At 37.5% G+C, this 13029-nt stretch carries 7 protein-coding genes and 1 pseudogene; 3 read left to right on the top strand and 5 right to left on the bottom strand.

Features of this window, described 5'->3' with window-relative positions; genetic code table 11:
* Positions 1 to 2 precede the first annotated feature (2 nt).
* The 3 genes from EGH73_RS11210 to EGH73_RS11200 form a co-directional block, all read right to left on the bottom strand.
* A complete protein-coding gene (locus tag EGH73_RS11210) occupies positions 3 to 1133 on the bottom strand; it encodes an EpsG family protein (protein WP_123281906.1) in 1131 nt (376 codons plus the stop codon).
* A gap of 71 nt (positions 1134 to 1204) precedes the next feature.
* A complete protein-coding gene (locus tag EGH73_RS11205) occupies positions 1205 to 2332 on the bottom strand; it encodes an acyltransferase family protein (protein WP_123281905.1) in 1128 nt (375 codons plus the stop codon).
* Entirely contained in the window at positions 2266 to 3615 is a 1350-nt protein-coding gene (locus EGH73_RS11200) for a hypothetical protein (protein ID WP_123281904.1), read from the bottom strand. Before EGH73_RS11200 ends, EGH73_RS11205 begins: the two co-directional genes overlap by 67 nt.
* Before the next feature lie 208 nt (positions 3616 to 3823).
* Between EGH73_RS11200 and EGH73_RS11190 the strand changes: the two are divergent.
* A pseudogene (locus EGH73_RS11190) lies at positions 3824 to 4405 on the top strand (LPO_1073/Vpar_1526 family protein); the annotation flags it as partial.
* A 251-nt stretch (positions 4406 to 4656) separates the two neighbouring features.
* Here the strand turns inward: EGH73_RS11190 and EGH73_RS11180 are convergent.
* Positions 4657 to 5157, bottom strand: coding sequence for a GreA/GreB family elongation factor (locus EGH73_RS11180; protein WP_089770722.1), 501 nt, complete (start codon positions 5155 to 5157; stop codon positions 4657 to 4659).
* A gap of 275 nt (positions 5158 to 5432) precedes the next feature.
* Here EGH73_RS11180 and EGH73_RS11175 point away from each other — a divergent pair, with 275 nt between their 5' ends.
* Positions 5433 to 6422, top strand: a complete 990-nt coding sequence (locus EGH73_RS11175) for a hypothetical protein (protein WP_123281900.1) — start codon at positions 5433 to 5435, stop codon at positions 6420 to 6422.
* A 398-nt stretch (positions 6423 to 6820) separates the two neighbouring features.
* Here EGH73_RS11175 and topA read toward each other — a convergent pair whose 3' ends face one another.
* Positions 6821 to 9379: a type I DNA topoisomerase gene (gene topA / locus EGH73_RS11170; RefSeq protein WP_123281899.1), complete on the bottom strand. Its 2559-nt coding sequence runs from the start codon at positions 9377 to 9379 to the stop codon at positions 6821 to 6823.
* A gap of 192 nt (positions 9380 to 9571) precedes the next feature.
* On the opposite strand from topA, the gene ileS reads away from it, so the two are divergent.
* Positions 9572 to 13027 carry an isoleucine--tRNA ligase gene (gene ileS, locus EGH73_RS11165; RefSeq protein ID WP_123281898.1) on the top strand — a complete coding sequence of 1152 codons (3456 nt, stop codon included), beginning with the start codon at positions 9572 to 9574 and terminating at the stop codon, positions 13025 to 13027.
* Positions 13028 to 13029 lie beyond the last annotated feature (2 nt).

Here is a 13029-nt window from a genome sequence, read left to right as displayed (position 1 = left end):
CATTAATTGCTCCACAAGAAATTCTGGTATTTGTCCGGTGTGAATCTACCTGCGTTACCCTGATATTTAGCAAATACGAAATAGTAGAAAATCATAAATGCTACAAAAAAAAGATGGGTCATTTTTTTGGTGTTTTTATTATCCATTGCAGCAACGATATTCGGAACGACAAGTGGTGCAAATCCCAGATATGAACCAACGAGTCTGGTGGAAAAAACAGGATTACTGCGCATGATGAAATAGAGGCAGATTCCCGTTACTAGAATATTCCGCATATATTCATAATAGTAAATTTTTTGGCAGGTTGCCTTATCAAAAGTAACCAGCAAAAAGCTGAAAACCAACATCAGTCCGTCCATAAAGCTAGATCCGGAAGATTCATAATTGATATATCCATTATATCCATTAGAGACATCCTGAACATTGAGCGTATCTAGAAAACTAGAAAATGCATTGTAAATCTGAAACGGGGATAAAATAATACAAGCCAGAATGGCATAGAATATCCGGCTGGAATTCATTGGTATAATAGCTAGCCAATATGCTGGCAGAAAGACAATCGTAGATTTATGAAATCCGAATGCGATATAAACACACAGTAGATACCACCAAATTTTTCGTTCCTTGATAAATTGAAACGACAGCATACAAAATGTCATTCCCAATGCTTGTCGCATGTGACCACTATCTGCTATAAAATATGCTGGAATAAGGAACAGCAATACAGAAAAAACAGGATATTGACTGTTTTTGTAATATACATACAGTTTACCTGAGATAGTAATAATCGCGCTAATGAGCGTAAAGTCTTTGAAAGGGACACCCGTAAGAAAAACCAACTTATTAAGCATCCCATACATCCATTCTACATCTACTTTGGACTCACGAAACAACATTTTATCGAACAATATTCCAAAATCTACCGTTGGGAAATATTGGTTATACATCCCCTCATAGACTGGATAATCTGCACCAACATATTTTCTGTAACCCACTGCTACAATCATATATGCGCCAATAGTCCAGAAGATAAACTTAGGCGTTTTGTTATTGTCTCCTCTATTAACCTCCACCAAGCTGTAGAAGATAAGAAATACAAAAACTATGGTAAAAACAGGATGTAAAAATGTCATTAATACGCCAGGTATATCGTTTTAATATTTTATTAAACAGTTCAAATATAATTCTTATTTCAAAGAAAACTTTATTCTTTTTTAAAGCGCTCCACCAGATATATTCTTGCAGGCTCTTCAAAATATCGAAAAGACAGAGATGCCAGAGCTAGATTAATCATAACCAGCAACAGCAATTCTAATGGCACCACAATATATCCAGACAGGTTCTGTCCCGCTATATATGCCTGGAAAGGTTTGAAAAGATAAAACGCCGTAAGTTGGAACATATAAAATGCAAAGGAGATATTACCCAGATAAACCATAGTTTTAGTGTCAAACATGCTGTCAAAATATGTTTTGAATGACAGAGCATAAATAATTGTTGCGAATGCGATCATACAAAACGCATCTACTTTGTAATCTAAAAAAGCAAGAATAAGAAACATCAGACAACCAACAACGAAAACTGAGCTTGCAGCTCTTTTAGAAAGCTGAAAATCGTACCTGAGCAATCCCACAGAAATTCCCAGAAAAAACTCCGGGACTATTCTTTCCAGGCCATTATAAGTATACTCATTAAGATCAAAATTTTCAATACGGAACCACTTTACAATAAAAAACAAAACAACAGCGCCCAATGCAATTCTGCCCCATAATTTATTGACTTTGATGACAAAAACGGCTGTAATAAACAAGAAGAGATAAGCAAACCACTCATCCGACAAGCTCCAGGAATGAGTATTCCAGCTCAGGGCATCATTAATATTCCAGGCGTGGATCATCAACAGGTTTGAGATAATGTGATCCGGGCGGATAATTAAATCCTTCTGATGAAATATATATTTCCCCGTCAGCAGAAGTATTCCGACAATGAAAAATGTAAGGATCTGAAGCGGATAGATTTTGGCAAAACGTTTCAGGATAAAATTATGGTATTTTTTCCAGCTAACCTTTTCCACAAAAAAACTTTTATAATAAGCATAAGTGAGAATAAATCCACTTAACACAAAAAATATATCAACACCGAGATAGCCTTTTCTCACAAAAAAATTATCCAATCCACCAGTGTAGACACAAAAATGATAAAGAAACACCCAAATGGCTGTATAAAACCTCAGCCCTGTTAAATTATTCAGCATAGCTTTTGATTTTACCAGTAATAATTCCCAATCATCTGCATCCCGAACGTCTGCAGCAGGCACAGAAAAAACAGGCATCTAAATTGTCCGGAATCTATATTTTTGAGCAATATCAGAAAATACGGCACCATAAAAAGACAAGCCCTGGCGGTTTCGCCGGTTCCGTAAGCACCAGTCAAAAGCATTGCAGACAGTGAGGCAACGGCAGAAAAAAACAGAATATTGATATAATTATCTTCAAAGACTTCCGTTCCTTCTTTTTTAGAGAAGAAAACCGCCAAAAAACCGAAGGACAGAAACAGGAATATTTCGCAGATATCTTCCAGCCTGGTCATCAGATAAACCAATGGCTGATGGAATAACCGGAATCCATCCGGGTTTTCTGAGTGTGATGCCAGTAAAAAGGTCTCCAGCTGGTTATAACCTGTCGTGGCATAAATCAACACAAATGTCATCACGAAAATGATGGCACTCATAAGGCTAAGCCAAACGAAACTCCATTGTCCCTTCACTAAAAAGTATAAACTGACAAAGCCCAGCAACGCAAACAGAAAAAGACCTGAGAATGTCAAAAGATTAGTCAGGATCAAACCGATCGTGATGAGGAAGAAAGAAGCCGAATCTATCTTATGCTGTTGATATATCCGCGCCATTCCTAACAGGAATAATAACGTTGAGGTAAGGACTAATGCATCTATAGACACCAAAAGATAGATATTAACGGAAGGAATCACGGCAAACAAAAGCAACATCCACTTCCTTCTGGTCTCTTCAAAATCGAGATAAACTAAAATCTTATAAAACAACGGAAAAGACAAACATCCAATAGCAAAAAAAACAATTGCCAACGTTTCGATATTCGAGAGATTCAGAATCCAAAAATGCAAAAGCGTAACAAATGGCGGGTGGGTCTTGGTATGCATCTGGAACTGATCCAGATTGTCGGCAAAATCCCTTAGCCAAACACTGCTATCCGTAATGTTTAGTGCATCGGTATAATATTGCCGTCCTTTTAGATAAAACGGTTGCAGAAAAGAAATATCAAAATTACCCTGACTCAGATTTCCTAACAACACCAATCCAATAGCTACCAGAAAAAGAAAAAAAACATTAATTTTCTGTGCATATAGGAAACCCAGCACACCCAAAGCCAGAAACAAAAACGCACACACGAAACCGCTCCAGAGAAACTGGTTGGGATAGATCACGGAAATCGGGAAAAGGATGCCTGTCCCAGTATAACCACCCTGGCTCTGATAGTAAAAATTAGCGCTTGCCAGCAAAATCCAAATGGCTATCGACACAAAAAACGGCAGCCATGGAAAGCCTTTTAAATCTATCCAAAGTCGATTATGTTCCATGCAGAATGTGTTTTCTTGGTTTAGGCATCAAAAATATTAATAAAACTTTAGATTGCCCGTTAATTTTTTTGGTTGCAGATGTTTTCGTAAATGTATATGCAAGAGCCACAAGTTCTCCTGACAAAAACTTTTTTATTAAAACTGCGTTTATCTTTCTATATTTCAGGATAAGCGCAATAGATATAATTTGTATTAGCCTTCTTTACAATTTGAAATGCAAGCAATGACTGTAAATGCTGCAAAGAGAGGTGCTAAAAGTAATTATAAATTACTATCTGAAATTCTTTGTACTTCAATATCAAAGGATTGTCCAGAAATAATTGAATTAATTTCTTCAGAAGCGCTTTCAGTTATACCCTCTCTTAATAAAATTCATATTGATTATTTAAGTTTAAAAATTTTGATTCATGAGGCGAAAATGCCAAACAATCCATTAGACTACATAAATATTAATATAAAACCTACACTAAATTCAATTACAGCAGTTAAAGAAATAACCATAAGTGAAATTCAATATCTTTCCTTAAAACGCGTTCTAGAACCAATGGGATTTGTTTATGTGGAAATTATTCCAGCCCTTATTAATGAGTATGAAGAAATAAAAGGGAAGAACTATGAAACTATTAAAGATTACTGTAGAAAAAATAATTTGACGAATATTATAGAACTTATTGAATTAGCTGAGACAAAGTATGTTGGACACTATAGATTGACACCAATTGGGAGACTTATAGGATGGATGAATCTTGCTCAATTTTCACAAATTGAAATAAAAGAGCTCTTCAAATAAAAACTACGCCTAATAATTTATTTGCAAAAGGCGAGGTTGAATATATAAACCACCATTCGTTTCCTTTAGCCGCCGCTGCTTTTCATATCGTTGTATTATTAATTTAGACAATCCGAAAAAGCATCTGCTCCGGTTGTTCGAAATTGAACTTTCAGTTAAATTTACCCCACACTTCAGCAATACTTTTTCCGTTAGCAACAATGCGATCATCGACCAAGTTCAAATCAACAGTCAGACACTTTATAATCCGATCAGTATTTTATCGACACAATTTCAAATTGCTTTTCCGCTTTTCCCAATTTCAATGTCACTCGATCGCCTACCTTTCTGTCCATAAAGATTTTCGCAATCGGAGAGGTAAACGCTATTTTTCCTTCCGCAACATTGGCCTCATCTACGCCCACGATTTGATAGTGCTGGATTGTGGGATCAGAGTCAACTTTAAAAAATACTTCAGCACCGAACCTCACAATATTTTTTGGTTGTTTGGCAAGATTAACAATTTTCGCAGACGCAATTCGATCGAGTAACAATTGCAATTTCGCATTGATTAAATTGACGGCAATTCGATTTTCATTCTCGTCCGAAATCAAGGTGTTTTCGCGCTCGTGAATCATTTCATCACGTTCTGCGAGTAACTGAGCGTATCCGAACTCCGTAACGAAGTTTACCGTACCTGGTGGCAAATCGGCACGGGGCGGAATCATCGGGAGTTCCTCCTGATCACCTTCTTTCACAAATCCTCTACTCATATATTCCAGTGTTACATTTATTCTGTTAAACTTAAAATTACTGATATGTTTTGAGTTCAAAAAATTTACCAAAAAAACTTAAGAGCTATAAGGTTATAAAGTTTGCAAACCTATTTCGAAAAGCATTTAACTATAAAGCCAGCACTGAAACCAACAGCAGCTAAGACGCAATTGCTTCATTGTCTGCAATGTAAATATACATTTTTTAAGTAACTTCGCATTCTTCAGACGCAACTGCACTTAGCGTCGAAGCGTAGACTTAAAAATTAAAAAAAATGTGGTTCAAAGATTTAACAGGATTTCAAGAGGAGTCTCCAGAAAATGTAAAAAGTAAATTAATTGTTGAAAATGATTATTTTATTTCATTGGCGAATTCTAAAAAATTCACTTTTGGGAAGTTAGAAATTCCGAGCTTGGAAGAATTAAGAAATCAAAACCCTCAAATTAATAACTACAATGGTAAAATTCGTGTAAGTGAGATTGTAGCAGATGTAAAAAATCTACATAATCAACCTGAAAATGAAAATGCATTATTTCAAGTTGCTTCTCAATTTAATTTACTTGAAATGATAAATCCAAATATAACTCCAGAAATGGGAATTGACAGATATGAATTTGATAGAACTCAAGGTCCAATCTGTGCAATGTCTTGTGGAGCAGGAACAATTTACAGAAATTATTTTGTGGAAATAAATGGACAAAATGGACAAACTGAAGAGCACCAAATTGATTGTTTAGAACTCATTGGAAAAGAATTAGATAATGAAAATCTAAATTTGTGGAAAATGAAAAATGGATATGCTCTGCTTTCTCAAAATGGACTTTTAACCATTAATAAAAAAATTGCTCAACTCAATAATAATGAAAGAGAAAGATTAAAAGGAAAACTTAAAGTTGGAATACAGTGGCAAACTGAAGTTACATTATCCGAAGTAAAACAAAAAGTATCTCAAATATATTGTTCTGCTTTACCGGTTGGATATAGTCAGATAGAATCATTTTATTGGGAATATTTTGCCAGGATTATTCTTGAAGCATTATACGAGGCAACTCTGTACGCCGGGATGTTAAACATGGAAAAGAACAACTCAGATTTGGTTTATTTAACTTTAGTTGGAGGTGGAGTTTTTGGGAACGAAGAATATTGGATTTTAGAATCCTTGCAAAAAGCAATTGAAAAATTTAAAAATGTACCTTTAAATATTAAGATTGTTAGCTACGGAAGGTCTAATTTGAATTTGAAAGAATATTTTGAAGAAATCTAAAAAATATTTCAGCTTATAACCAGAGTTTCGTTGGGCTCGAAGAGCCAACAATGAATTGAAAAATCATCGAAATAAAATAAAAAATAAAAATGCTGAGATAAACTCCTGTTGAACGGAAGCTGTGGGAGTTTTTTTATTCGTTATGGATTTGTGAACGGATAATTTTAAACAATTCTTTATGCCGGAAAAATGCTTTTGGAGGTAATATCGTAGATAAATCTGTTGGAACTTTCGATTATGACAGAGAACTGCTTGAAATCCAAAAGGCAGACTAAAACGGAAGCTGCGCAAAGTCTCCCGACTTTGAGCAAATATTTACAAAACTGCTGATCACAAAATAAAAAACCCTTTCAGAGTTGAAAACGCTAAAAGGGTTAACTTTTTTTATCCGTAAAATTTTACTTCTTTTTCGCTGGCGCTTTTTTCGCAGCAGGCTTTTTCGCGGTAGTTGCTTTCTTAGCGGCAGGTTTTTTTTTCTCGGCAAAAGCTTTCGGATCCTGTTCGGTGATCCATTTCTTCACTTCATCTAGAGAGATCTCTTTCAGCTCTTCGGCTTCATATTTAGTATCGTCTGCCTTTTTCGGGATCTTAAAATTCGCCTTTCCAAATTTGATAAATGGACCCCAACGACCATTCTCTATGGCGATTTTTTCTTTTTCCCACTGCTGAATGTAACGGTTAGCCTCTTTATCCAGCTTCGCATCAATCAGTTCATTGATGTCGCTCTGGGAAAGATTATCGAAGTCATATCGCTTTGGCACATTGACAAAGATACTCTTGTATTTGATAAACGGTCCGAATCTTCCTGTTCCTTTCGTTACAGGCTCGCCTTTATAAGTGGCAATTGGCGCATCGGCTCTTTTCTTTTCGTTGATGAGTTCCTCCGCTCTTTCCTGATTCACGGATAGCGGATCTTCGCCTTTAGGAATGCTGATATACGTTTCGCCCCATTTCACATAAGGACCAAATCTTCCCACGCCCACAGAAACCGGTTGACCGTCCACCTCCTGAAGATCAAATGGCAGCTTGAATAGCTCCAAAGCTTCTTCCAAAGTAATGGTTGCTATATTTTGGTTGGCCATCAATGAAGCGAATGTCGGTTTTTCATCGTCATCCTGCTCCCCAATCTGGATCATCGGCCCGAATCTTCCAATTCTAGCGTGGACATTCTTACCGCTTTTCGGATCTACACCCAGGATTCTTTCGCCGGTTGCCCTATCAGCATTTTCTTCCACATCTTCAATTCTCGGGTGGAACTTGGAGTAGAAATCCGTAATCATTTCCTTCCACTTCTGGTCGCCATTGGCAATCTCGTCAAAGCCTTCTTCCACTCTTGCAGTGAAGCCGTAGTCCAGAATCTCAGCAAAATTATCGGTTAAGAAGTCATTTACTACTTCGCCAATGTCCGTTGGAACAAATTTATTCTTATCTCCGCCAAACTTCTCTTCGAGAACTTCTTTCTTCACACCAGATTTGCCCAATGTCATCTTAACGATCTCTCTTGTCTGCGGCTCTATTTCTCTCTTATCTACATACTCACGGTTTTGGATCGTCTGGATTGTGGGTGCATACGTAGATGGACGTCCGATTCCCAGTTCTTCCAATTTCTTCACCAATCCTGCTTCGGTAAATCTTGCAGCGGGTTTTGTGAATTTTTCTGTTGCAGTGATGGTTTTATAATCTAGGATTTCTCCCACTTTTACTTTTGGTAATAGCTTTTCGTTGCTTTCATCATCATCATCTTCTGTTTTTACGATGCCATAAGCTTTCAGGAAACCATCGAAAATAATCACCTCTCCCTGCGCTTCAAAATGCTGAGGTATTTTTGGATTCCCGATTTCTATCACCGTTTTCTCTATTTTCGCATTCTCCATCTGGGAAGCAAGCGTTCTTCTATAGATCAATTGATACAGCTTGTTTAGCTGCGCATCGCCTACGGTTTTCACCGAAAAATCTGTCGGGCGAATGGCCTCGTGTGCTTCCTGTGCAGACGATGATTTTGTTGTATAATTTCTTGGCTTAGAATAATTTTCGCCGTATTCTGAAAGAATCTGAGCTTTCGCACCATTAATCGCTTCCTGAGAAAGATTCACGGAATCCGTTCTCATATAGGTAATGAATCCTTCCTCGTAAAGTCGCTGCGCCAGTCGCATAGTAGTGGTAACATTATATCCTAGTCTGGAAGATGCTTCCTGTTGCAATGTAGATGTTGTAAATGGAGCCGAAGCGGTTCTGGTTCCCGGTCTGGTTTCTACATTCAGAACTTTGAATTCTGTGGTTTGAGCTTGCTGCAGAAAAGTCTCTGCATCTGATTCCTTCTCAAAATCTTTTTTAAGTTTGGCCGCAATTTCCTGCTTTCCATCATTCAGAAAAACCCCTTCTACTTTGAAGCTTGGTTTCGGTACAAATTCACGGATTTCTTTCTCTCTCTCTACAATCAATCTTACTGCCACAGACTGCACTCTTCCCGCAGACAATCCTGTCTTCACTTTTTTCCACAGCACGGGCGACATCTCGAAACCAACGATCCTGTCCAGAACTCTCCTCGCCTGCTGAGCGTTTACCAAATTCTGATCAATATCTCTCGGATTTTCAATCGCTTTTAGAATGGCATTTTTTGTAATTTCGTGGAAAACAATTCTTTTTCGGTTTTCAGGCTTCAATTTTAATTCTTCAGCAAGATGCCACGCAATCGCTTCACCTTCGCGGTCTTCATCGGACGCCAGCCAAACCATTTCTGATTTTTTTACTGCGGCCTTCAGCTCGGTCACGAGTTTCTTTTTATCGGCAGACACTTCATAGTCGGGTGTGAAATTCGACAAGTCGATTCCCATCCCTTTTTTAGGCAGATCACGGATATGTCCAAAGCTGGATTTGACCTCATAATCCTTACCTAAATACTTCTGAATCGTTTTTGCTTTTGCCGGAGACTCGACGATGACTAAATTTTTTGACATCCTAGAAAAATTTTTGCAAAAGTAGGAGTTTTTTTATTATCAATTTCTGCAAAACTCATTTCTACTGTCTATACCTTATATATATTGTTGAGTTTTACTATAAAATTACAAGAGTGATGACTATAAATATCTACTTTTTTCACTAAATTCGCAGACTTAATAAATAAAGAACACGATTTTTAGACGTTGATAATGAATAAGTTCGCAGAATACAAAAACCTGAATCTTACCGAAACTGCTAAAACCATTGCAGAATTCTGGAAAAACAATGACACTTTCAAAAAATCCGTGGAAATCCGCCAAGGACAACCGGAGTTTGTTTTTTACGAAGGACCGCCTTCCGCCAACGGAATGCCGGGAATTCACCACGTTATGGCAAGAGCGATTAAGGATATTTTCTGCAGATACCAGACCCAAAACGGAAAACAGGTTTTCAGAAAAGCAGGTTGGGATACACACGGACTTCCTGTGGAATTGGGCGTTGAGAAAGAATTGGGAATTACCAAAGAAGACATCGGCAAAAAAATCAGCATCGAAGAATACAACGAAGCTTGTCGAAACGCCGTGATGCGCTACACCGATGTCTGGAACGATATGACCGAGAAAATTGGCTATTGGGTAGATATGGAAAATCCGTACATCACCTACAAACCAAAATATATGGAGTCGGTTTGGTGGCTATTGAAACAGATTTATAATAAAGGTCTGATTTACAAAGGCTACACTATCCAGCCATATTCTCCGAAAGCGGGAACGGGATTATCTTCACACGAAGTGAATCAGCCTGGCGCCTACCGTGATGTCACCGACACGACTGTTGTCGCGCAATTCAAAACCTTGCCGGAAACTTTGCCGTCATTTTTACAAGGTTTTGGCGATGTTCATTTCCTGGCTTGGACTACGACGCCTTGGACTTTGCCATCAAACACGGCTTTGACTGTTGGGCCAAAAATCGATTATGTTTTAGTCAAGACTTTCAATCAATATACATTTGAACCGATTAATATTGTTTTGGCAAAAGCTTTGACAGGAAAGCAGTTCGGAAAGAAATATGTAGAAGGAAGCGATGAAGATTTCGCCAATTATACTTCCGAGAAAAAAACTATTCCTTATCAGATTTTAGCAGAATTCAAAGGTGCTGATTTGGTTGGGATTAAATATGAGCAACTTTTAGATTACGCAAAACCTTACCAAAATCCGGAAAATGCGTTTAGAGTAATTTCTGGAGATTTCGTAACAACGGAAGACGGAACAGGAATCGTGCACACCGCGCCAACTTTTGGTGCAGATGATGCGAAAGTGGCAAAAGAAGCTTCCCCGGAAGTTCCGCCAATGCTGGTTTTGGACGAGAACGGAAATCCAGTTCCTTTGGTAGATTTGCAAGGTCGATTCTTATCTGTTGTTAATGATGAAATCTATGGTTTTGCGAACGAATACGTGAAGTCTGAATATCTCAATGATGAAGAAAAAGCAACAGAATTCAATATTCAGAAAGAAAATTTAAAATCAATTATCGCAGATTTAAAAGTCTATCTTTCTGTAGATGAGAGAATAGCTCTTAAACTAAGAAAAGAAAACAAAGCCTTCAAAGTTGAAAAATATGTTCACAGCTATCCACATAGCTGGAGAACCGATGAGCCCTTGTTATATTACCCATTAGATTCTTGGTTCATCAAAGTAACTGACGTAAAAGACAGAATGTTCGACTTGAACGAAACCATCAACTGGAAACCAAAATCCACAGGTGAAGGCCGTTTCGGGAATTGGCTGAAAAACGCCAACGACTGGAATCTTTCCCGCTCAAGATATTGGGGAATTCCGTTGCCAATCTGGAGAACGGAAGATAAGAAAGAGGAAGTAATCATTGGTTCTATAGAGGAATTATACAACGCAATAGAAAAATCCATTGAAGCCGGTTTCCAGAAAGAAAATCCGTTCAAAGATTTCGAAATTGGAAATATGTCCGAAGAAAACTACGCAAAAGTAGATCTTCACAAAAATATTGTCGATCAGATTACGCTGATTTCCGAATCAGGAAAACCAATGAAGCGTGAAAGCGATCTGATAGATGTTTGGTTTGATTCCGGAGCGATGCCTTATGCGCAATTGCATTATCCGTTTGAAAACAAAGAGCTAATTGACAACAATAAAGCTTTCCCAGCAGATTTCATCGCAGAAGGCGTAGATCAGACGCGTGGCTGGTTTTATACGCTTCACGCCATTGCAACAACAGTTTTTGATTCTGTAGCTTATAAAAATGTAATGAGCAACGGACTTGTTTTGGATAAAAATGGCGTTAAAATGTCAAAATCCAAAGGCAATACGATTGATCCTTTTGAAACCATTTCCACTTACGGACCAGATGCGACACGCTGGTATATGATTTCCAATGCGAATCCTTGGGAAAACCTGAAATTTGACATTGAGGGTATTGATGAAGTGCGCAGAAAATTCTTCGGAACACTTTATAACACCTACTCTTTTTTCGCTTTATATGCCAATGTTGACGGATTTAATTATGCTGAAAAAGAAGTTGAAGACAGACCGGAAATTGACCGTTGGATTTTATCTGAACTGAATCTTTTAATCAAAGACGTCAAAGCATTATACGAAGATTATGAACCCACGAGAGTGGCGAGAGAAATCAGCACTTTTGTGAATGACAATCTATCCAACTGGTACGTAAGACTGTGCAGAAGACGTTTCTGGAAAGGCGATTACAGCGATGATAAAATCTCTGCCTACCAAACTTTATACACATGTCTGGAAACGGTTGCGAAACTTTCTGCACCCATTGCACCTTTCTTTATGGATCAGCTGTTCCAGGATTTGAATAAAGTGACCGGAAAAGATTCTGTAAATTCTATTCACTTAACAGATTTCCCTGTGGCAGATGAAAGTCTGATTGATACAGATTTGGTAGAAAAAACGCATTTGGCTCAAACCATCACAAGTATGGTTTTCTCTCTTAGAAAGAAGGAAAATGTGAAGGTTCGTCAGCCGCTTCAAAAAGTGTTGATTCCTGTCTTAGATAAGAAAACTGAAGAGCAGATTTTGGCAGTTGCAGAATTAATAAAACAAGAAGTGAATGTTAAAGAATTGCAGCTAATCAATGCGGAAGAAGCTTCTCATTTAATTATTAAACAAATTAAACCGAATTTCAAAACCTTAGGTGCGAGATTAGGAAAGGATATGAAAACTGTTGCCGGAGCAATTTCTAGTTTCACTACAGAACAAATTGCAGATCTTGAAAAAACAGGAAAAGCAGACGTTTCCGGTTACGAAATCACGGTTGAAGATGTAGAGATATCCACCAAAGATATCCCAGGATGGACTGTGGCTAGCGAAGGCAAAACGACTGTGGCATTAGATTTGACACTGACGGAAGAGTTGAAAGCTGAAGGGATCGCAAGAGAATTGATAAACAGAATTCAGAATCTGAGAAAAGATAAAAATTTCGAACTAACAGACAGAATTTCTATCCGATTAGAAGAATCTTGCCCTTTCAAAAAAGAATTTATTAACAATCAAATATATATTTCGTCAGAAGTATTGTCGGATAAAATAGAATTTGTAAATTCACTTTCAAAATTTGAAGAAATAGAGATTGATGAAGTAAAATTCCGTATTGAAATTGAAAAAATATAGTT

The sequence above is a fragment of the Epilithonimonas hominis genome, assembly GCF_003730015.1.
GTDB classification, from domain to species: domain Bacteria; phylum Bacteroidota; class Bacteroidia; order Flavobacteriales; family Weeksellaceae; genus Epilithonimonas; species Epilithonimonas hominis.
This window is presented reverse-complemented; position numbering and strand designations above follow the sequence as displayed.